The sequence below is a fragment of the Oceanobacillus rekensis genome, assembly GCF_002153375.1.
Lineage (GTDB): Bacteria > Bacillota > Bacilli > Bacillales > Amphibacillaceae > Oceanobacillus > Oceanobacillus rekensis.
Genome location: NZ_MTBQ01000002.1, coordinates 175852 through 196589, shown reverse-complemented (window position 1 = coordinate 196589; position 20738 = coordinate 175852). Strand labels below are relative to the sequence as shown.

Below are 20738 nucleotides of genomic sequence, written 5' to 3'. Positions count from 1 at the left end.
AAACGAACAACACACAGGCACCTACTGAATTCAAGTTAAATTCGGGCGGTGCCTGTCATTTTTCAGTTTCCGATTTAAGAACATAGGCACCCCTAAAGGAGGTTCTTACATGCCTTTGACGCTTTTTTGGCTAATCGTTACATTATCACTTCAATCGCCAAATCCATTGCCCACTGTTGAAAACTTAATCTCTACTCTCCATCCGGCACTATATCAAGAGGAGAATATAGAAGATATCCATTCAGCATCTATCATAATGGATAGTCATGTGGATACGATGATGAATATCATCAACGAGGATACGTGGCTGCCTGAAACTGATCTCGGCGAAGAAACTTCTCTACATATTGACATACCAAAGATGCAAAAGGGCGGGTTGAACGCAGGTTTTTTTGCAGCCTACACAACGGATTATTATGGGAATAACCCACGTAATATCAGTCGTACGCTTGCTTTATTAAATGCACTGTATTGGACGGAACAAAATAACCCGGATCAATTTCAAATTGCTTCCACATCCAGGGAAATTTTGAGCACGATTCATGAGGGGAAAATTGCTGCAATCCCGACCATTGAGGGTGCTTATTCACTTGAGGAACATAACGCCATCGAATTGCTTCATCAGTATCATGATCTCGGTGTAAAAGCGATTGGCTTCAATTGGAATTATTCAAACGCGCTTGGTGAAGGTGCAAATCGTGTTTACGGTGATCCAGGAAAAACACCGTCACAGGGTGGGTTAACCGAACTAGGAGCAGATGTCGCTCGGGAAATGAATAAATTAGGAATGGTTATCGATGTTTCTCACATGTCCGAGAATACGTTCTGGGATATTTTAGAAGTGACGGAGGCCCCTGTTATGGCGACCCACTCCGGTATAAACGCATTGAAAAATCATCAGCGGAATCTCACGGACGAGCAATTGAAAGCTCTTGCAGAAAATGGTGGCGTCATCGGCATCGTCTTTTATCCAGTATTTTTAACCAATGAACCGGAGGCATATGTAACTGACATTGCTGACCATATTGATTATGCAGTAAATTTGATTGGCATCGACCATGTTGCCATTGGATCGGATTTTGATGGATCAGATATGCCTGCAGATATACAGGATGTGACCAATCTTCATAAAATTACGGATGAGCTTGTAAATAGAGGCTACTCAAGTCAAGATATTCAAAAAATCCTCGAAAAAAATACATTCCGATTATTAATGGAAGTTGAAAAAGCTGCAGCGGTCCGTCCTTATACATCAGGCTTAAAAATAACTCCAGAATATGAAATGGGAGAAATGATAGATAGTAGAACACCTACTCTTTCAGCAACTATTGAAATAAGCGCTAAATCAGAAATAGATGAAAGTACAATCAGCGTAATCGTCGATGGCATATCATACTCTCCTGATTTTGATTCTGAATCCCAGGTAATCACATTGGAACTGAAGGAAGCCCTTCAAGAAAGATTCCATGTTGTAACATTCGAAGCTGCAAATATTAATGGCGACACAGAAAGAGAGACAAGAATTTTTTATATCGATAATTGATGTGTGATACTCTGGAAGTTCGAACAAGCCAGAATTCATATAGCCTTCCAACGATATAAATAGAATTCAACATACTTAGGGGAGTGACATTCGTGTCGCTCCCCTATTTTCACCTCATGAAGGTAGTGTCCATTCTAGTGTTCTCGCATCTCATTCACTTTTTGCATTTTAACGAGATGGTATCGGATTACATAATGAAAATATGTAGCTAGTAATCCAAGTTAATGCTTGATACAAAGAGAAGATACTCCTTCTATCAGCTCCAGTTGGCATTTGAAAAGAGGTGACATTATCTCTGGGAAGTTATAAGATAGATAGAAAAGGAGTCGCTTCCATGGATACAGTACGAGCACGTGCAGCAAATCAATCGAAAAGATTATACTACATATTATTAATAGCAGGGATTGTCATCATTGCTTTTAATTTGCGACCGGCGATTACGTCTGTTGGGCCGGTTATTAGTCTGATACGTGATGATATTGGACTTTCCAGTTGGAGTGCCGGGTTGCTTACAAGTCTGCCACTAATCGCTTTTGCGATTATGTCTCCAATGGCACCGCGTCTAGGTAATCGTTATACGAATGAACGAGCCATGATCATCGGACTAATTTTACTATTCTTTGGGATTAGTATAAGGTCGATCTCAGTCGTCTTTCTTCTTTTTATGGGTACATTATTTGTTGGATTAGGAATTGCAATTTTAAATGTTCTTTTACCTGGAATCATTAAGGATAAGTTCCCTGCTAAAGTTGGTTTGATGACAAGTGTTTATTCCACATCCATGGGGATTTTTGCTGCCTCCGCTTCCGGATTAAGTGTTCCTTTGGCAAACACGATGAACGGCGGATGGCAGACCGCTTTACTCGTTTGGACAATCCCTGCAGTGTTAGGGATTATTGTTTGGATCTATCTTTCGAGAAAAGAACGTACAACAAATCAGACGGAAAAATACTATGTCCATACTACTGATAATCGGATTTGGCGTTCACCGCTTGCCTGGCAAGTTGCTGGGTTTATGGGATTCCAATCATTTTTATTTTATGTAACGATTTCCTGGCTCCCCACTATTCTTAGTGATTCGGGGCTAAGCATGACAACAGCAGGATGGATGCTTTCATTTACCCAGATTATCGGTTTGCCTGCCAGTTTTCTCGTACCTATGATAGCGGAAAAATTAAAGTCACAACGTGGAATTGTTATTGTATTGACTCTTTCTGGTTTTTTAGGCTATGGTGGACTGCTGCTTGGCAAATCTTATACCATCATGTTAATAAGTGTCATTTTAATTGGTATCACACTAGCTGGGGCATTTGCGTTAGCTCTTGCATTTCTTGGCATGCGGGCGCGTACTGCCAAACAAGCTGCCGAACTATCAGGAATGGCACAGTCCATTGGCTATCTGCTTGCAGCAATGGGTCCAATTATAATCGGGTACTTATATGATTTAACAAATGCCTGGACAATACCACTGATTACCATTATGTCTGTATGTGTCCTTGTATTGTTATTCGGCTTAGGGGCTGGACGGAATAAATATGTTTTGGATTCGTAATTGTAAAGAACATTAGAAAACTTGGTTGTTACCAAACTTTTTAGTGACAAATCTAATTGCATTTATGCAGTTAAGAAAGTATTTATGTTTTTTTACTGCCAAAAAAGCTGCTGAAACGGAATTATATTCGTTTCAGCAGCTTTTTGCGTTTCTATACAATCCAATAATGACAGGTATCCAACTTAATCTAATTGTAACGTTTGTAACAAAAATACTCATAATCCTCTCCCCTTGTACAATCTATCTATCTTTCCTTTGTCACAATCAACCTAAGTCCGCCATAATCACCCTATACAGGATAAAATAACCAGTTTTCCTTGAAATCCGCAGGGGTACCCACTAGAAATGGGTCAGAAAACAAAATGGCAACCACTATAAAGGAGGTTACCTATGGGAGCACCCAAAAAAATGGTGAATCACCCTGGAATAACGGCATCTGTTATGGCTGGTGGAATTACATTTTTAGCTACTACGGCACCATTACTATTTCCGAAGGTTCGCAAAGGGCTTAAATATGCAGTACCAAAAGTGAAGGAAGTAATCAAGGAAGCCGATGACCCTACTGAATTAAAAGAGGTTGCAGAAAAGGAAATCAAAGAAGAAATGGCTGCGCAATTCCGCAATAAGTTGACGGAAGGTATTCAATCTAAAGCGAATGAAGCGGCTGAAAGGTTCCAGCAAAAGAAAGACGAAAATGCGGAAAAGGTTCATGCTAATGCTAAAAAAGTTGAAGACAAAATGCAAAGTGCCTTGCTGCAAGTGAAGGATAAGGTACAAGGTGCAAAGGAAACCGGTCAGGAATTCCAGGGTAATATGAAAAAAAGGACAAGCTCAGATACCGGGGTGCCAGGTGTGAACCAGATCAAAGGTGCAAGTCACATCAAAAGTGCCACTTCTATAAAAAGCTCTATGAAAATAAAAGGTCCGAGAAATATTAAGCACCATTCAGATTTATAGGAAAATCTATTTACAATAATTATTTTATATAAATTTTCACAACTAGAAAGGAGCATGTTTACATGCCTATTCAAAAGTCTACAGATGGTTCAAGTTTAGCGGAGGTTATTGACAGAATACTGGATAAAGGAATTGTAATTGATGCATTTGTGAGGGTTTCCGTTGTAGGAATCGAATTGATTACCGTTGAAGCCCGTGTCGTAATTGCCAGTGTTGACACATGGTTACGATACGCAGAAGCTGTTGGTTTATTACAGGACGATTTTGAGGAAGATGGCCTATCCGACCGCTTATCAGCCCGTTCGAACAGCTTGGAATACGATGAGGAAGAAGCATAAAATTTTGGGTAAGGAGTCAGTGATCCTGGCTCCATCCATACTTAATCAAAAGCAATAAAGGAAGTGAAGCAACATGAAAATCATGGAGGAAATCAAAAGCTTTTTCAATGAAAATATTGCCCCACCACATAAAATTATTTCTGTGAAAAAGCATGAGGAAAATGGGGAGAACGGCTGGAGGGCTTTGGTTGAAGTAATTGAGGAAAAAGACTATATGAAAAAATATGCACATGACCAAATGATCGGCCTATATGAAGTTTTTATTGATAATGATTCAGAGGTAGCTGGATTTTCGAGAATTAGCCTAAGGTTTCGGAGCGATTTAGAGGAGCAGGCGTAGATGGACAGGAGAATCAGACATGACCGGGAACATAGATGACAACCAAACAAGCTTATATGAACAATCATCCTATTACAACGGAATGATTAAACGTTCATTGCGATACCTTGAAACCGGCTATCCAATTCATTTTACCGGCCCATCGGGAATCGGGAAAACAACCCTTGCCCTCCATATTGCTAAAAAAAGAGAAAGACCAGTGATGCTGATTAATGGAAATAAAGATCTTTCCACAGAAGATCTGATTGGTGCTTTCTCAGGCTATAAACGTCGGAAACTAAAGGATAATTATGTAAGAAGTGTTCATAAGATTGAGGAAAATGTTTCAGAATCCTGGTCGGATGGACGACTGCTTGAAGCGGTAAAAAAAGGTTACACCCTTGTATATGATGAGTTTACGCGTTCCCAGCCAGAGGCAAATAATATATTTTTACCTATTTTGGAAGAAAGGATTTTGCCTCTATATGGAATGAAGCAAAATAAATCGTTTATAAAGGTCCACCCTGATTTTTCGGTTATTTTCACGAGTAACCCAGTGGAATATGCCGGTGTTTATGAAACACAGGATGCACTATTGGACCGGATGGTTACAATGACGCTTGGATCACTGGAACAGGAAGCGGAAATTACTGCCGTTATCAATAAAACATCCATTGAAAGAGAAAAAGCAGAAGCAATCGTACAGTTCATGATGCGAATTCGTAAGCTTTGTCATTCAAGTCAAGACTTTCAAGGACCATCGCTGAGAGCGTCCATTATGATTGCTGATATGGTAAAACGTTACGATATTCCGGTTGACGGTTCAAATGAAGATTTTAACCAATTATGTTTTGATATAACTTGGTTTCCCCTTCAGGCATGTATTGAGGATAAGCATAAGCATCGCGTAAAAAGACAACTGGAACAAGAAAGCAAAAAAATTACAATGGAGTGAATAAAATGAGTGAAGAACAAGGCATTTATGTGTTTTGCGGAATACAAACAGAAGAAAGTCCGTCCTTTGGCAAGATTCATTTTGAAGGACAAGAAAGGGAAATATATACGGTCCATTACAAAGACGCAGCAATGGTCGTCACTAAAGTACCGATGAAAATCTATCATCCAAGTAAAGATAATCTAATGATGCATCAGCAAGTACTTTCTACCGTCATGGGTGAAATGGATACGGTTATACCGATCAGTTTCGGGAATATGTTCCATAGTGAAGCAGATGTCGTTGCACTCGCTGAAAGCCTCTATCCCCAGTTGGAAAAAATATTCCCGCAAATTAAAGGAAAAATTGAGGTTGGCTTAAAGGTAGTCGGTAAAAAAGACTGGCTCGAAAAAAATATTAACAAAAACGATCAAGTAATGAAGAAAAAACAGGTCGTGCATTCCAAATCAGAAGCAGCAGGCTATTTTGACCGAATCCAGCTTGGTGAGATGGCGAAAAACTTTTTCCAAGCGCTGCAAAGTGATATCAAGTCAGAGATCCATGAACCTCTAACACCACTGGCAGAAGCGGCTCAGCTCAATGATCCGATTGGAGAGAAAATGCTTTTAAATGCTGCCTATTTAATTGACCGGGATAAAGAAGCAGAATTCGATGAAATGGTAAATGTACTCCATGACAGCTGGCAGGACAAAGTGGACTTTAAATATACAGGTCCATGGCCGGCATATAATTTCATCAATATTAGATTGAAAGTAGAGGAGCCCTCCACATGATCCAAAAACTCTTCACTTCTCCTATAAACTTAATGGTAAAAATCGGGGAAAAGGTGCAAGAAGAAGTGGAAAAGGAATTTTATGATCTGGAGCATATCCAAAAAAAGTTAATCCATCTGCAAATGATGTATGAACTGGAAGAAATCGATGAAGAATCCTACAAACAATCGGAAACAGAACTGTTAACCCGGTACGAAATAGCTAAAAAATTGGAAATGGAACAAATCAATGAATTTACCAAAGGCAAAAGGTGAGGAATCAACTATGGAAAAACTAATTTATCTATACGGAATTATACCTTCAGCAGCTACTAGTCAACCTCTCCCCCGCCTTAAAGGCCTTGATGGGGAGTCAGATTTATTTAGTTTATCCTTTGATGAAATCGATGCGGTTGTTTGTGAGTTGGACCCAGAAGCATACGGTGAAAAGGAATTAGAGAAAAAAACGAATGATGCGAAGTGGCTTCATAAATATGCATTTCACCATCATGAAGTATTGATGAAACTATATGAAAACTATCCAATTATTCCAATGAAGTTCTGCACCATTTATACAAGTTACGAGAGCCTTAAAAGTACGATTGATCAACATAAACAGCATATGATGGAGCTTCTTGAAAACATTGCAGACAAGGAAGAATGGATTTTAAAAATATATTGTGAGGCAGATAAAGTAAAAGAAAGAGTTGCAGGCTACAACGAAACAGTTGAATCAAAAAAGGAAGAAATTGCAGCAATGTCACCAGGCAGGCAATATTTAGAAAAAAGAAAGCTTGATCAATTAATCGATCAGGAAGCAGAAAAGGAAAAACAAGCTTTTTCAGAGAAAATTCATGAGGATTTAGCATCTCTTAGCATAGATACAGAAGTGAAAAAGAATTGGAATAAAGATGTAACTGGACGATCGGATGAGATGTGCTGGAACAGTGTCTATTTGCTGGAAAAATCTGTAGTTGAAAGTTTTCTATCAGCTATTAAGAAAAAACAAAAAGAATGGGAAGATGCTGGCTGGCATATGGAGGTTACCGGTCCATGGCCGTCCTACCACTTTGCAAAGATTAGTTAATATGGAGGATACCCATGTCACAAAGAAGTGAATTTAATAACAAAGATGTTGGCCTAATAGATATTCTGGATGTTGTACTCGACAAAGGAGTGGCACTTAAAGGAGATCTCATCATTTCCATTGCCGGAATTGATTTAGTCTATCTCGATTTACGGGTATTAATTGCCTCTGTTGAAACACTGATTGAATCAAATAAAGAAACAGCTGCTAAATTATCATCCAAACAGTTAGACCGAGAAAAGGAGGAATTGGACCGTGTCATCAATCAATCTTAATAACCAACCCCAGTCGCTTGCAAGTCTTGACAGGCAGCCTGAAAAAAGTGGTCGAATACAACTTGACCCAGAAGGTGCTGAAGAAGGTCTTGCCCAACTTGTCCTAACTGTCATCGAGCTATTAAGACAACTCGTTGAACGACAAGCAATCCGGAGAGTTGACGGCGGTAATTTAACCGAAGAAGAAATTGAAAAACTCGGTGTCGCACTAATGAATTTAGATGTGAAGATGGATGAGTTGAAAGAAATATTTAACCTGGACGATGATGATTTGAACATCGATCTTGGACCATTGGGTAATTTACTCTAGTTTAGGCTATTTAATGTTTGTAGCTTTATAACCCAACACCAACTGCCCCAGATAACTGCGAAACTTAGATTAGGAACTTCGGCGAACGCTCTGGGAAATATACTTCGCGCATCCTAAGGCGGCTGGTGAGCCAACTTGCGCTAGAGTCTACGTATATTTCCCAGAGCTGGTATTAAGCTTGCAAACCATTAACTGTATTGGTGATTGTTTTAAAAATTAACATCATGTAGCTTCACCAGTCCGGGTGAGCGGAGGGCGGTGACTCCTTCGGGAACAGCACGTGTCCGATGACCAGAAGAGTGGTTTTCTCTTCAGGGCTGAGGCCGTGCCCTAAGGATGTGCATCCGCCCGCAGCGATCCCTGACGGTGGGAAAAGTACATGTCTTGGAAATAAATCTAAATTTATTTTGCAGTTTATAAATTCTGTGGAAAAGTCTTAAATAAGACTAAGCATTTAAATAGAAATGGAACAACGCTTTACTGTAAAGGAGGTCAATCTGAAATGAATCAAGGGAATGCACCTCAAACAACTAACCAATCAAGTAATTTGGTTGATGTTCTTGAAACCGTTCTGGATAAAGGTGTCGTTATTGCTGGTGATATTCGAGTAGGTATTGCCGATGTAGAGTTATTATCAATCAAAATAAGACTAATTGTCGCTTCCGTTGATAAAGCAAAAGAAATCGGGATGGATTGGTGGGAAACAGATCCCTTCCTAAACTCTCAAGCCGCAATACAGGAACAGGATAAGCTGAAAGAAGAAAATCAACAGCTGCAAAAACGACTGGAAAAATTGGAAGGAAAACTGGCTGGAAACGGCCGTTAATTATAAAAATTTATTTTTCAAGGAGGACTAAAGATGACTGAACAAAACAAACAGAAAAATCAAGATGCACAGGAAAATGTAGAGGTGTTGGATAAAGTTTATACAAAAAAGGATGTAATCACAGGTGGAGCGATCGGATGGGCACTTGGTGTAGCTACGACAATGTTCTTTGCCCCTAAGTCTGGTAAAGAACTGCGCGGAGATATAACTTACCAAGTGGGCAATGCAAAAGATAAAGCTGTAGATAAATCCAAGGAACTTAGTGATTCAACAATGGAAAAGTATTCTTCGATTAAAACGAATGCAACAGATAAAGCAAAAGTGCTTACAACTAAAATCACCAATCGAAAAAAAACGGATGATGAAGAAGATACAGAAGAGGGTTCCCAATTACAATCAAATGATATGGAAGATGCAATGGGAAGTAATCAAGAAGATAAAGTAGCACAAACGGGTGGAAACGAATCTGCAAACAAATCAAAAACAGAGCCCAAATCAAGGACGACCACGAATAGAAAACCGACAAATAGACGTACAACTGGAACAAGCAGAACAACTGCGAAAGCGAAAGCATCTGTATTCAAATAAACTCAAATAAGTGTCTGTCGTTTCCCGCTTTTCGGCGAAATATGCCGAATAGTAAAAAGCTGTTAGATTTGGTGGAATTCTTATATTCCATCAATCTAACAGCTTTTTTAACTTTCACATTATGACAGTAGAATACTCTAAAATACAATCGTCTTATTCTTGTGCACAATAATTCGATCTTCTAAATGCCATTTAACTGCCCGGGCCAGGACACTGCGCTCAATTGACTGCCCGATTTTTTTCATATCTTCCTCATTATCCTGATGATCGACCCTACCGATATTTTGCTCAATGATTGGTCCCTCGTCCAAATCACTAGTTACATAATGGGAAGTTGCTCCGATCATTTTTACTCCGCGCTGATATGCACGTTCATACGGCTTTGCACCAATAAAAGCTGGCAGGAATGAATGATGGATATTGATAATACGGTTTTCATACCCTTTGACAAAATCATTGGTGAGGATTTGCATATAGCGCGCAAGAACAATCAGATCCACGTCATACTGCGCAAGCAGCTCTTTCTGCTGTTGTTCGACCTGACTACGAATATCCTTGTTTGCTGGAATATAATAAAACGGGATCCCAAGTGATTCCACCATTTCCCGAGCTGTTTCATGATTGCTGATGACAAGTGCGATATTAGCCATCAGATCCCCACTCTGCCATTCCCAGAGAAGTTCCAAGAGGCAGTGTGGCTCTTTGGAAACAAATATCGCCATGTTTTTAAGTTCGCTAACATACATGATTTTCCAGTCCATCTGGAATTTATTTGCGAGTGGAAGGAATTCCTCTTCCAACTTTCCTGCCTTTTCTTTCAAATCCGGACAGTCAAACTCAATTCGCATAAAAAATTCTCCGCCTACAGGATCCATCGTATATTGATTGGATGCTACAATATTTGCCTCATGGTCATAGAGAAACTGGGATACTGCAGCAACAATACCTGGTTGGTCAGGGCACTTAATTAGGAAACGAGCCCGATTTTCGTTTTTATCTTGATATGCTTGTATTTTTCCTTCCGAATAACTGTTCATGATTGATTACCTCATTTTCTTTCATTTGGTGCCTGTTACTCCCCGGTTTTTGTTGTTACTCTGGGAATAACAGGTACTTATATTTGGAAGTCTACGACGATGCTGTCTTCCATGCCAATTGATTGTAGATAAGAGAACACTTTTTGATGTTCGGGGTGTGGGCCGTAATTTTCCAGTGCAGCTTCATTTTCAAATCTGACAGTCAAGCCAACATTATACCCCTTACTTCTTGTTGAAAAATTATGCCCTTGTTGAATGTCCAAAATGCCTGGAATTAATTCTTTTAATGCGAGCGTCCTCCGAATTAATTCATCTTTCTCTTCTTTTGACGTTTGCGTACTAAATTTGACTAATACAATATGTTCAATCATAATTATACCCCTTCCTTACTGCATTTTCTTATTTAGGGTATCTTTTTCAAAGCCAGCAATTTTCTTATATCCGCCTATAATCTCTTCCAATTCCTGCCCTGAAATGACATCATGAATATGTTCAAAGCCTTCAGGGGCACGTTCCTCTGCAATTTGCATCACATGCTCTGGCCCGTTTTTGCGATTACTTCGCACAATATTGGCTGTCGCTGTTAACCGTTTTTCTTCGTATGCTTTTAAAATATGCTCCGCACTCGAATTCGAATGTTCTAGGAGTGCTTGTTCCAATTCATCGGCATCGAGTATCGCTTGGGAAGCACCATTAGATCCGATTGGATACATTGGATGTGCAGCATCACCAAGTAATGTCACGCGGCCAAATGTCCATTGTGCTACAGGATCGCGGTCAACCATTGGAAACTCATAGACCGATTCTGTTTGCTCAATCAGTTCAGGAACGTTCAGCCAGCCGAAATTCCATGTGGCAAAATCAGATGCGAATTTCTCTTTATCTATTTTCTGATTCCAATCAGCTTTTGTCGGCGCTTCACCACCGACCGTTAATTCTGCAATCCAATTGACAAGGGATCTTCCATTTGCCATTTCAGGATCGACAGGGTACGTGACGAATTTCTGATCTTGAAACCCGGCCATAATCATCGATTTCCCAGTTAAAAACGAGGAAGACTCTGTCAAACCACGCCATAAAATCCGTCCACTGAAAATTGGTTCCCCTTCGTTCGGGTAAAAAGTTTTACGTACTACCGAATGGATTCCATCTGCGGCAATCATAATGTCAGCATTGTATGTACCTAACCGTTCCCCAGTTTTCTTATTTTCAAAATGCGCTTCCACCCTGTCTTCATGATTTTCAAATGAAGTAAGGCGATGTCCCGTATGTACAGCTCCTTCACCAAGGCGTTTTTTTACCGTTTCTAATAATAACATTTGCAGCTTTCCGCGGTGAATCGAATATTGTGGCCAATGATAACCAGCATAAAGACCTCTTGGTTCCTGCCATATTTGCTTACCATATTTATTAACATAGATAAGTTCTGCTGTTGGTACACCAATCTTCGCAAGATCTTCCGCTAAACCTAAATCAGTCAAAACCCTGACCGCATGTGGCAACAGATTGATTCCAACGCCTAGTGCTTTAATGTTTTCCACACTTTCAAATACTTTAACCGATACACCAGCACGATGAAGTTTAAGGGCAGTTACAAGACCACCAATTCCACCACCAGCGACGATAGCTGTTTTTATATCCGACATACATATCCCCCCGCAAATCAACAAAAAATTTATACTACTCACCATTATTACATAACCGAACAGTGCCTGTCACTACCCGAATTTTGTCGAATAACATTTATAGTGATACGGCTTTAAGTGTTGCGGCTAGTTTCGCCTCCCAGGTGCTCTCCAGACTTCCTGACGCCTCCGTTCAATAGGACAAATACAGGTTAAATAGAAAAGACTACAGAATTAATGTTAACTATAACTCTAGTAGCCTCAATATATAAGTTTTTTTAATAAAGCAAGTTCCTACCTTCGACAAATTTTGACAAAAAACAAGGTGTGATAGGCACTTAGAATAGTCCTCGAATCCAGTCAAGTATTGTAGTGAGTATGTTCCCTATAGATTGAAAGATGCGTGTAAATATATTTTTACTTTCATCTTCAACTTCATCTTCATCATCTACTGATTCTTCTTTGTTTTCTTCTTCTAATTTTTCTACGGTTTTTCCAGATTTGCTGCCTTCTTCTTTTTTCTCGTTTAAGTTAAGTGATGCATTAATTTTATCCGTATTAACTTCAGAGGCAGTTTCTCGTTTACCAACTCCGGCTGATTTTTCTGCAGATGTTTTGTTGGTATCTTCCCTCGATTTATCTTCCTCCAACATACGATCATCGGATTTCTTCTCCGTTTGCTCTGGTTTCTGATCTTCTGCATCAATATTTCCTTGCTCCTTCACATCTGAATCCACAACGGTATCCGCTTCTGACTCCGTAACAGCTCGCTTACTTTCCTTTTTCTCAGAGGTATTTGGGACCTGAATGCTATTTTCATCTGCTATCGATTTATCATTTGTTTTACCCTGTTCGACAACAACTTCTTCTTCATCCAAAACAGGTTCGTCTACCGCCGTCCGCGCTTTAAGGAATGTGCCCTCTGACACATTACCAAATCTATCTTCGGTGTACAGTGAAAACGTATATTCCGTATCGGCTTCCAATTCTTCTGCACGATATATTGCCTCATTATCACTTGTTAAAGCTGTTACATAGGAATCATTCACATATAAACTCACTTCAGAAAAATCCTCATCTGTCGGGTTTTCCCAGCTTACCAAAAGTGAATCAGGGCTAGATTCAGTCAACTGCAGATTCGTAACTTCCCCGGGAGCTGTTTGATCATCTGGTTTATACGTAATAAACCCATGACCATAAAGAGTATCTCTTCCCGCACTCCCTAAATCTTGAACATGATAAATTAGTTCGGCTCGAAGCTCGCTACTTGTCATTCCAGGGTATTTTTGCTTCAAAATTGCAAGCATTCCTGCTATATGTGGGGAAGCTTGTGATGTTCCACTGCTTGTCCCATATGAATCATTTAAATAAGTGCTAATAATATTGATTCCCGGTGCAGAAAATTCCACCTCTGGGCCTGTTGAAGAAAATCCAGCGATATTCAAACGGCCGTCTACTGCAGAAACCCCAATGACGCTATCATATTTTGCCGGGTAGGTGACACTGTTTCCATTATTTCCACTTACACCAACAATCAATATTCCTGAATCATAGGCTTTTTTCAACAAATTTTGCATTGATTCACTGCTTGTATCTGTATCTAAGGAAAGATTGATAATATTCATATTATTGTTCATCGACCATTCAATTGCTTCCAATAAATCTGTCAATGTCCCCTCACCATTAGCATCCAAAGCCTTTACTGCATAAAGATTTACGTCAGGTGCAACCCCAACTATGCCGAAATCATTTCGCTTTGAACCGATAATGCCGGCTACATGTGTCCCGTGCCCACTATCATCCAGCCATTCTTCGGTATAATCAACAGTTGAAGTTCCACCAGATATTGTCAAATCCGTATGTGGAGATATCCCTGTATCAATAATGGCTACATTAACATTTTTACCGGTAAAACCCTCTTCCCATGCAGAATCTATACCGGTCGATATAATATTCCATTGTTCCATTTCTTTTAAAGTATTCGCGTCTGGAACTTCGGTAATTGTTTCCGTATTAGTTGATAATTCGACTGCCGTATTTTCCTCTATGTAAGTAATATTGGAACTTTCATAAAGTCCAGCCAATGCATTACGATTGATAGTTACAGCAATTGCAGGTATTCTTGTAAATTCATAATCTATTTCACTACTTTTCTCCATAATTAGCTGTTTACCGACTTTATTTTCATATCCAATAACTGCCTCAACCCCATCACTTGCAAAAGCATTGACTGGAGTAAGGGAAACGATCATAAGTAAAACTAAAAGCAACAGATGACATAACCTCGATTTGAACAATTCTACTATCACCCTCTCTATTAGACCTACTTAACTGAATTCTATCAGTAATAGCGGTGCCTGTCACTCCTCGAATTGTGCCGAATTCTAGTTAATCCCATAAAAAAACACAGGGTACTATTGTGAATCTATAACTTTTCCTAATCCCTTTATTTTTTATAGTTCTATTTTGATTAATAGTTAAGATAAGATTTAATACCCGTTTTTAATTTAAGTGAAACAGATTAAATCTAATTTCCACCTGTAAATCATTCGACATAATTCGGGAAGTGACAATATTCAATAATGGAGGCGACCGATTAGGAGCGATTAGACTGGACTGCACCGTGGGAGATAAAGGAAACACGGCGAACGAAGTGAGTCGATGTTGACTTATCGAACGGAGGTGTCAGGAAGTCTAATCGCTCTTGGGAGCAGGAACTAGCCACAACTCGTATAGTCGCCCCACTCTAAACAGAATTCGACATAGTTCATGAAGCGACAGGCACTGTTCGTTTTTTTAATGCTTAGCTTTACAATATTTTTTCAATGTGGTACTGTTTATTTAGAAAATTGCATAACTATGTAGCGCTAGGGGAGCTGTTTAAACGGCTGAGAAGAACTGTTTTGTTCTGACCCTTTGAACCCGAACTAGATAATACTAGCGTGGGGAAGTGCGGTCGACCGTGTATATCAATATTTTTTATGATGATAAATACAATGAGACTGCATTCCCTACAGGGGGATGCAGTTTTTTTTATAGAGAAAAATATAAAACAGGAGGAATGTAAGATGGTTAATCAAAGTCAAGCATGTACAAAAAGTGATATTGCAGGTGCAAGTTTTTCCATCCATCCGATGAGTGATCAATTCATTGAGATTATCAAGGGAGCCTTAAAAGAGGTTGATACGTCAAAGGTACATCTCAAAACAGATGATATCACGACAACTGTAAGGGGAAAGCTCGTCCATGTATTTGACGTAACAAAAGCAGCTTTTATCCATGCAGCAAAAACCGGAGAACATGTCGCATTTCAGGCAACTTATTCTCTTGGCTGCCCTGGTGACTCCCAAGGTGAGGCATATATGGATGCGGATGAAACACCGCTAAATTCCAATGATGTAAAAGATATCAAACAACCTGTCGCATCCAAATTTTCACTTTACCCTCTAGGCGGTGGAGATTATATGGATGTAATCTACGCGCAAATAGAAGCAATGAAAAAACATGTTACCGTCTCACCAGCGCATTATTCAACACGTCTTGATGGTGAAGCAGTAGCCATTTTTGATGGATTGGAAAATGTTTTTCAGGCAACCGTTGAAGGTGGATCAAGTCATACCGTGATGACTGTCTCCATCTCAGCAAACAGCCCTTCACATAAAGGTGAGACAAAGAATGACTAATTGGCGTTTTAAAGAGATTGTTGTCATGGCAGCCTTATCCGTTGTTTTTGGTGTTGTCTACTTAGCATTTTTGCCGCTTGGTGGAGTCCTAGCAGGAATTTTTGGACCAATAGGCTATGATTTCATTTTCGGTATTTGGTTTATCGTTTCCATTATTGCCGCCTATATTATACGAAAACCCGGTGCGGCATTCTTATCAGAAACCATTGCCGCGATGGTCGAAGTATTAATTGGAAACGCTATTGGTCCAATGCTGATTGTTACCGGGATGGTTCAAGGTATTGGTGCAGAAGCAGTATTTGCTGCAACCCGTTGGAAAAATTATTCGACATGGGTACTGATGGCTGCAGGGGTTGGATCCGCTGTAACTAGTTTTATCTATGGATATTTCATGAGTGGCTACGCTGCACTCGCACCTGGATACGTGACGGCGATGTTTATTGTACGTATGATCAGTGGTGCATTAATCGCTGGATTACTCGGAAAAGCATTGAGTGATGGACTTGCGCAAACCGGTGTCCTATCAAGCTTTGCCTTAGGAAAAGAATATCGAAAGAGGAAAGCCGCATGAAGCCTTTTGTAGAAGTGTGTGATCTCAGCTTACGATTTGAAACGAATCAAAAGAATATTTTTTCGAATATAAATTTTGAACTTTATCAAGGTGAAACTGTCTTGTTGCTCGGACCAAGTGGTAGTGGGAAAAGTACATTAACTTCCTGTTTAAACGGGATTTTCCCACGGGAGTTGGATGGTGAGATGGACGGGGATATTTTTATCGATGGCAGAAAGGTATCTGATTACAAGCCCGGCGAATTAAGCAAGAAAGTTGGCGTGGTTTTCCAAGATCCAGAAACACAGTTCTGCATGCTTACTGTTGAGGATGAAGTCGCTTTTGGATTGGAGAATATCGGAGTACCTCATGTTGAAATGGAAGCAAAAATCGATGATGTCTTATCACTTGTTCATCTGTCGGAATTCAAGGAATCCAACGTATCAACACTATCCGGTGGGCAAAAGCAAAAACTTGCGCTCGCCTGCATCCTTGCATTGGATCCATCCTTGATTATTTTGGATGAACCGACAGCGAACCTGGATCCAATTGCAACAAAGGACGTCATTCAAACAATCAACATGTTAAAGAAAAAAATGTCATTCGGGCTGATTATTATTGAACATAAGCTTGATGGCTGGACAGATTTAGCGGAGCGATGTCTTCTATTAAACCGTCGTGGGGAAATTTTTTATGATGGTTCATTACGTGAAGCAATAAGAGATCAGCGCCTGCAATTGGCGGAGCAAGGCATATGGCTTCCGAAGATTTCACAATATCTTTTGGAAAACAATCCAGAACTAATAGACCTTCCACTTACTGTCGAGGAATTTACCGAGTATCCTTCCAAATGGGGCTATATTGAACAGGAAAAATCTAAGCAGAATCTCCCTGTTCAGGTGAACCCTATCTTGGAAACGCGCAATCTTTCCTGGTCTGCAAAGAAACGCGAGATTGTAAAGAATGTTTCGCTTACATTTTACGAGGGGGAGTTCGTCGCAATTGTTGGCGCAAATGGTAGTGGAAAAACCTCCCTCTCCCGCATACTGGCTGGCATTCAAAAGCCAGATTGTGGCAATACTCTCTTAAAAGGAAAGCCATTAAATGAATGGAAAGAATCACTGCTACGACAGGAAATTGGCTATGTTTTTCAAAATCCTGAACATCAATTCATTACAAACTCGGTCTATGATGAGGTTGCTTTTAGTTTAAAAATTAAAAATATATCTGTCGAAGCTATCCAAGATAAAGTTCATCTGATTCTGGAAGCCTTTGGATTGCTCGAGCTTAAAGATGAACATCCATTTTCCATCAGCCAAGGGCAAAAGCGCCGGCTGAGTGTTGCAACGATGATTGTTGATGACCAATCCTTCCTGTTGCTGGATGAGCCTACATTCGGACAGGATGCCAATTCCAATGCAGAACTGATGCATCTTTTACAGCAACGCCATCAATCAAATTCAACAATTATCATGATTACCCATGATATGGAAATCGTTGACCACTATGCAACAAGGGTCATCGTGATTAATAACGGTAAGGTTGTTGCTGATACCCCACCTGACCGGTTATGGGAAATGGATTCTCGCAAACTGAAAGAATGGCAACTTGAACTTCCTGTTCGTGTCCAAATTCAAAACATATATGAAAAGGAAAAGGATGCTTATTATGTTTTTACAACGTCTTAATCCAAGTATAAAAGCATTGACAATTATGATACTCGTTGTTTTGCTGGCATTCATTTTTGAACCAATGACTCCGTTGCTATTTTTAATATGGACGGTATCAATTACATTTATTTTTGGTAAAGTCAATTTCAAAAAATATGCGCTTTATTTTATTCCTTTTGTTATTTTTTCCTTTGGAATGCTATGGACATCCGTTGTCTTTGCCGATACACCGAAAAACCAGGATGAAATTGTCGTATTACTGGGCATGGCGTATCCACGGGAAACACTGCTCACTGCACTGGCACTTTCCATCAGGGTATTGAACGTTGCAGCACTCTCACTGCTGTTTGTTTTCACAACAAATATTGTCCATTTCATATTAAGTATGATGCAGCAATTGAGGTTGCCGCCTAAGATTGCCTATGCTGTATTAGCTGGTTATCGTTTCCTGCCCATGATGCGTGATGAAATAAAACTTATTCATGATGCCCATCGAATACGTGGTGTCAATCAGGCTAAAACTGTAACGGAAAAATGGAATAACTATAAACGCTATTCCATCCCGTTGCTTGCAAGCGCCATCCGAAAAGCAGAAAGAACAGCAATCGCAATGGAATCAAAAGGATTCACAGGTGATAAAAACCGAACCTTTTATCGCCAATTTACGGTCAAGAAAACAGACTGGCTTTTCCCACTCATCATGCTAACCGGATTTCTCGCCGCACTTCTCGCCTCTTGAGGAAGCGTGGGAACGGTTCTTTTGCTTCCAATGGGATCTGACTTGGCGTGTAGCGCATGATGCGTTTCTATTTCTTTAAGATTGCTCTAGTCGGGATCAGATTGTTTATTCTAATTTGGACTCGCCCTAGCAAGAGTGTCGTAAATAAAAATTAAACGCCAACACTATCTAAATCCAGATTAGTGTTGGCGTTTATTAATTTATTTTGGTTGAATATGGAAGCAAGAGAACCGTCCACATTCTTCCTCAATCGGCGGCGTATGTAATTCCGGCGTCTTTACGTGCTGCTTCGAGAACATCTACTACGGTCTTTGTATAATCCAATAGATCGTAGCAGCGTTCAAAGTCTTTGGCTTCGTATATTTTTTGAAACGCAGCTACTTCATAATAGAGGCGATTCGATTTCGTTTGTGCGTTCAGCCTTACTTCTCTCTTGCCAATTGTAACGATAACCTCCTGACAGCCATTTGCGCCATTTACGACATTCAGATAGCCCTTCTCCCCCTGGATCATCGCAAAGTTCATACTCTGTGTATCTTTAGCACCAGAACATTCTGCAATAAAATCAGGGTACTTCATGACTGCAATCCCTGACGTATCAATGCCATTTGCATGCTTATTTGCCGTATAGCTGACCGATTCCGGGACACCAAAAAGATTCATGACAAAGTGAAAATTATAAACATTGATATCCACTAACGCACCACCGGAAAATTCCGGGTTAAAGACATTAGGTGTTTCGCCATTCAGCAATTTTTCATATCTGCTGGAAAACTGACTATAATTACATTGAATTAACTTAATTGGTCCGAGACTGCTAATATACTCTCGGATTAATTTATAATTCGGCATATGTATCGTGGAAATAGCTTCAAAAATCATAAGCTGCTTTTCCTTTGCCAGCTCGATTAACTCCTCCGCTTCTCTTGCAGTTGACGTAAACGGTTTTTCAACAATTACATTTTTACCATGTTGCAGTGCTAGGTATGCCTGTTCAAAATGCAAACTATTCGGTGATGCAATATAAATAAAATCAATCGCCGTATTCTCCATCATTTCATCCATATCCGTATAAATAGCCGAGATCTCAAACTTATCCGCCAACATCTCAGCCGTCTCCTCTTTTCTAGAGTAAACAGCTATACACTGTGCACCATCAACATCTTCAACCGCTGACAAAAATAACTCTACGATACTCCCCGTTCCAATCGTTGCTATATTCAAATTGGCCACCCCTCATTCATTTATATTCTGAATCAATTCTAACATGGATAGGAAGCATGGGGACGGTTCTTTTGCTTCCGCATCTTATCCAATCATATATTTGTATAAAGTATGAATCATTCTATTGTTATATTATAATTACTCATACGTTTAAAACTGAATAAAGAGGAGGCTAACAATATGATTCGGCTAGCGACGATAAGAGATTTAAATACGATTATAAGGATTGCCAATAAAACGATACAGGTAATGAATGCGGAAGGTAGCGATCAGTGGGATGACACATATCCTACAGGTGAGCATTTTTCTGAGGATATATACCATTCTTCTTTATTTGTTTATGAGGGTGCTGGTAATATTTTAGGATTTATAACGGCTAATCAAAATATTGCACCAGAGTATAATGAGCTGGTTTGGAGACTTTCCAATAATGAATGTGGTACATTTCATCGCTTAACCGTTGATCCGATGTATCGCAAATCAAATGTTGCGACAGAACTAATTACATTTACGGAGGAGTACTTTAAAAAATTTGGACTGACTGGCATGAAAATTGATACATATTCTCTTAATGAGAAAGCACAGCGTTTATTTACACGGATCGGTTATCAAAAGGTCGGCGAATATTATTTGGAAGAACGGGACTTGCCTTTTTGGGGATTTGAAAAGCGACTGGAATAGCATAGTGGAAACGTGAAACAGCGAACAG

Annotated in this window: 23 protein-coding genes and 1 riboswitch; of the genes, 18 read left to right on the top strand and 5 right to left on the bottom strand. The window is 39.7% G+C overall.

Going from position 1 to position 20738, the window contains the following annotated elements:
* Positions 1–109 precede the first annotated feature (109 nt).
* The 13 genes from BV906_RS04900 to BV906_RS04840 all read left to right on the top strand — a co-directional run bounded on the left by BV906_RS04900 (position 110) and on the right by BV906_RS04840 (position 9501).
* The gene (locus BV906_RS04900) at positions 110–1543 is read left to right on the top strand and encodes a dipeptidase (protein ID WP_087972335.1); all 1434 of its coding nucleotides are present in this window, start codon (positions 110–112) and stop codon (positions 1541–1543) included.
* 334 nt (positions 1544–1877) lie between these two features.
* Positions 1878–3095 carry a CynX/NimT family MFS transporter gene (locus BV906_RS04895; RefSeq protein WP_087972334.1) on the top strand — a complete coding sequence of 406 codons (1218 nt, stop codon included), beginning with the start codon at positions 1878–1880 and terminating at the stop codon, positions 3093–3095.
* Between the two features lie 390 nt (positions 3096–3485).
* Complete coding sequence (gene gvpQ / locus BV906_RS04890) at positions 3486–4052, top strand: gas vesicle protein GvpQ (RefSeq protein ID WP_087972333.1); 567 nt, start codon at positions 3486–3488, stop codon at positions 4050–4052.
* A 62-nt stretch (positions 4053–4114) separates the two neighbouring features.
* On the top strand, positions 4115–4390 hold the full coding sequence (gene gvpA / locus BV906_RS04885) for a gas vesicle structural protein GvpA (RefSeq protein ID WP_087972332.1): 276 nt from the start codon (positions 4115–4117) through the stop codon (positions 4388–4390).
* 73 nt (positions 4391–4463) lie between these two features.
* A complete protein-coding gene (gvpO, locus tag BV906_RS04880) occupies positions 4464–4730 on the top strand; it encodes a gas vesicle protein GvpO (RefSeq protein ID WP_087972331.1) in 267 nt (88 codons plus the stop codon).
* 19 nt (positions 4731–4749) lie between these two features.
* Entirely contained in the window at positions 4750–5664 is a 915-nt protein-coding gene (gvpN, locus tag BV906_RS04875) for a gas vesicle protein GvpN (protein WP_087972330.1), read from the top strand.
* Between the two features lie 5 nt (positions 5665–5669).
* On the top strand, positions 5670–6437 hold the full coding sequence (locus BV906_RS04870) for a GvpL/GvpF family gas vesicle protein (RefSeq protein WP_087972329.1): 768 nt from the start codon (positions 5670–5672) through the stop codon (positions 6435–6437).
* Positions 6434–6691, top strand: a complete 258-nt coding sequence (locus BV906_RS04865; protein ID WP_087972328.1) for a gas vesicle protein GvpG — start codon at positions 6434–6436, stop codon at positions 6689–6691. The genes BV906_RS04870 and BV906_RS04865 overlap by 4 nt, the downstream gene beginning before the upstream one ends.
* Positions 6666–7502 (top strand): GvpL/GvpF family gas vesicle protein, encoded by an 837-nt coding sequence (locus tag BV906_RS04860; protein WP_087972327.1) that lies wholly within the window; start codon positions 6666–6668, stop codon positions 7500–7502. The genes BV906_RS04865 and BV906_RS04860 overlap by 26 nt, the downstream gene beginning before the upstream one ends.
* 14 nt (positions 7503–7516) lie before the next feature.
* Entirely contained in the window at positions 7517–7777 is a 261-nt protein-coding gene (locus BV906_RS04855; RefSeq protein WP_087972326.1) for a gas vesicle protein, read from the top strand.
* Entirely contained in the window at positions 7767–8087 is a 321-nt protein-coding gene (locus tag BV906_RS04850; protein WP_087972787.1) for a gas vesicle protein K, read from the top strand. The genes BV906_RS04855 and BV906_RS04850 overlap by 11 nt, the downstream gene beginning before the upstream one ends.
* A 502-nt stretch (positions 8088–8589) precedes the next feature.
* Positions 8590–8913: a gas vesicle protein gene (locus BV906_RS04845; protein ID WP_087972325.1), complete on the top strand. Its 324-nt coding sequence runs from the start codon at positions 8590–8592 to the stop codon at positions 8911–8913.
* 33 nt (positions 8914–8946) lie between these two features.
* Complete coding sequence (locus BV906_RS04840; protein WP_087972324.1) at positions 8947–9501, top strand: YtxH domain-containing protein; 555 nt, start codon at positions 8947–8949, stop codon at positions 9499–9501.
* Between the two features lie 137 nt (positions 9502–9638).
* On the opposite strand, the gene purU is transcribed toward BV906_RS04840, so the two are convergent.
* The 4 genes from purU to BV906_RS04820 all read right to left on the bottom strand — a co-directional run bounded on the left by purU (position 9639) and on the right by BV906_RS04820 (position 14415).
* Positions 9639–10538: a formyltetrahydrofolate deformylase gene (gene purU / locus BV906_RS04835; RefSeq protein ID WP_087972323.1), complete on the bottom strand. Its 900-nt coding sequence runs from the start codon at positions 10536–10538 to the stop codon at positions 9639–9641.
* Between the two features lie 77 nt (positions 10539–10615).
* On the bottom strand, positions 10616–10909 hold the full coding sequence (locus BV906_RS04830) for a Dabb family protein (RefSeq protein WP_087972322.1): 294 nt from the start codon (positions 10907–10909) through the stop codon (positions 10616–10618).
* A gap of 15 nt (positions 10910–10924) precedes the next feature.
* Positions 10925–12184, bottom strand: a complete 1260-nt coding sequence (locus BV906_RS04825; RefSeq protein WP_087972321.1) for a flavin-dependent oxidoreductase — start codon at positions 12182–12184, stop codon at positions 10925–10927.
* A 317-nt stretch (positions 12185–12501) separates the two neighbouring features.
* Entirely contained in the window at positions 12502–14415 is a 1914-nt protein-coding gene (locus BV906_RS04820; protein WP_140321960.1) for a S8 family serine peptidase, read from the bottom strand.
* 607 nt (positions 14416–15022) lie between these two features.
* Positions 15023–15129: riboswitch (TPP riboswitch) on the top strand.
* Positions 15130–15231: 102 nt separating this feature from the next.
* Between BV906_RS04820 and BV906_RS04815 the strand changes: the two genes are divergently transcribed.
* The 4 genes from BV906_RS04815 to BV906_RS04800 are packed head-to-tail and all read left to right on the top strand — an operon-like array spanning position 15232 to position 18805.
* Positions 15232–15846: a YkoF family thiamine/hydroxymethylpyrimidine-binding protein gene (locus BV906_RS04815; RefSeq protein WP_087972319.1), complete on the top strand. Its 615-nt coding sequence runs from the start codon at positions 15232–15234 to the stop codon at positions 15844–15846.
* Positions 15839–16417: an ECF transporter S component gene (locus tag BV906_RS04810; protein ID WP_087972318.1), complete on the top strand. Its 579-nt coding sequence runs from the start codon at positions 15839–15841 to the stop codon at positions 16415–16417. Before BV906_RS04815 ends, BV906_RS04810 begins: the two co-directional genes overlap by 8 nt.
* On the top strand, positions 16414–18084 hold the full coding sequence (locus BV906_RS04805) for an ABC transporter ATP-binding protein (protein WP_087972317.1): 1671 nt from the start codon (positions 16414–16416) through the stop codon (positions 18082–18084). The genes BV906_RS04810 and BV906_RS04805 overlap by 4 nt, the downstream gene beginning before the upstream one ends.
* Positions 18065–18805: an energy-coupling factor transporter transmembrane component T family protein gene (locus tag BV906_RS04800; protein ID WP_087972316.1), complete on the top strand. Its 741-nt coding sequence runs from the start codon at positions 18065–18067 to the stop codon at positions 18803–18805. Before BV906_RS04805 ends, BV906_RS04800 begins: the two co-directional genes overlap by 20 nt.
* Before the next feature lie 246 nt (positions 18806–19051).
* Here the strand turns inward: BV906_RS04800 and BV906_RS04795 are convergent, their stop codons facing one another.
* Positions 19052–20029 carry a Gfo/Idh/MocA family protein gene (locus BV906_RS04795; RefSeq protein WP_087972315.1) on the bottom strand — a complete coding sequence of 326 codons (978 nt, stop codon included), beginning with the start codon at positions 20027–20029 and terminating at the stop codon, positions 19052–19054.
* Positions 20030–20209: 180 nt separating this feature from the next.
* On the opposite strand from BV906_RS04795, the gene BV906_RS04790 reads away from it, so the two are divergent.
* On the top strand, positions 20210–20710 hold the full coding sequence (locus tag BV906_RS04790; RefSeq protein ID WP_087972314.1) for a GNAT family N-acetyltransferase: 501 nt from the start codon (positions 20210–20212) through the stop codon (positions 20708–20710).
* The last annotated feature ends 28 nt before the right edge of the window (positions 20711–20738 follow it).

Coding starts and splice junctions, on each gene's coding strand:
- BV906_RS04895 (WP_087972334.1), top strand. CDS start 1,878: ATGGATACAGTACGAGCACGTGCAGCAAATCAATCGAAAAGATTATAC.
- BV906_RS04790 (WP_087972314.1), top strand. CDS start 20,210: ATGATTCGGCTAGCGACGATAAGAGATTTAAATACGATTATAAGGATT.
- BV906_RS04900 (WP_087972335.1), top strand. CDS start 110: ATGCCTTTGACGCTTTTTTGGCTAATCGTTACATTATCACTTCAATCG.
- BV906_RS04820 (WP_140321960.1), bottom strand. CDS start 14,415: ATGATCGTTTCCCTTACTCCAGTCAATGCTTTTGCAAGTGATGGGGTT.
- BV906_RS04845 (WP_087972325.1), top strand. CDS start 8,590: ATGAATCAAGGGAATGCACCTCAAACAACTAACCAATCAAGTAATTTG.
- BV906_RS04825 (WP_087972321.1), bottom strand. CDS start 12,184: ATGTCGGATATAAAAACAGCTATCGTCGCTGGTGGTGGAATTGGTGGT.
- BV906_RS04840 (WP_087972324.1), top strand. CDS start 8,947: ATGACTGAACAAAACAAACAGAAAAATCAAGATGCACAGGAAAATGTA.
- BV906_RS04805 (WP_087972317.1), top strand. CDS start 16,414: ATGAAGCCTTTTGTAGAAGTGTGTGATCTCAGCTTACGATTTGAAACG.
- BV906_RS04800 (WP_087972316.1), top strand. CDS start 18,065: ATGTTTTTACAACGTCTTAATCCAAGTATAAAAGCATTGACAATTATG.
- gvpO (WP_087972331.1), top strand. CDS start 4,464: ATGAAAATCATGGAGGAAATCAAAAGCTTTTTCAATGAAAATATTGCC.
- BV906_RS04810 (WP_087972318.1), top strand. CDS start 15,839: ATGACTAATTGGCGTTTTAAAGAGATTGTTGTCATGGCAGCCTTATCC.
- BV906_RS04870 (WP_087972329.1), top strand. CDS start 5,670: ATGAGTGAAGAACAAGGCATTTATGTGTTTTGCGGAATACAAACAGAA.
- BV906_RS04860 (WP_087972327.1), top strand. CDS start 6,666: ATGAATTTACCAAAGGCAAAAGGTGAGGAATCAACTATGGAAAAACTA.
- BV906_RS04865 (WP_087972328.1), top strand. CDS start 6,434: ATGATCCAAAAACTCTTCACTTCTCCTATAAACTTAATGGTAAAAATC.
- gvpA (WP_087972332.1), top strand. CDS start 4,115: ATGCCTATTCAAAAGTCTACAGATGGTTCAAGTTTAGCGGAGGTTATT.
- purU (WP_087972323.1), bottom strand. CDS start 10,538: ATGAACAGTTATTCGGAAGGAAAAATACAAGCATATCAAGATAAAAAC.
- BV906_RS04815 (WP_087972319.1), top strand. CDS start 15,232: ATGGTTAATCAAAGTCAAGCATGTACAAAAAGTGATATTGCAGGTGCA.
- BV906_RS04855 (WP_087972326.1), top strand. CDS start 7,517: ATGTCACAAAGAAGTGAATTTAATAACAAAGATGTTGGCCTAATAGAT.
- gvpQ (WP_087972333.1), top strand. CDS start 3,486: ATGGGAGCACCCAAAAAAATGGTGAATCACCCTGGAATAACGGCATCT.
- gvpN (WP_087972330.1), top strand. CDS start 4,750: ATGACCGGGAACATAGATGACAACCAAACAAGCTTATATGAACAATCA.
- BV906_RS04830 (WP_087972322.1), bottom strand. CDS start 10,909: ATGATTGAACATATTGTATTAGTCAAATTTAGTACGCAAACGTCAAAA.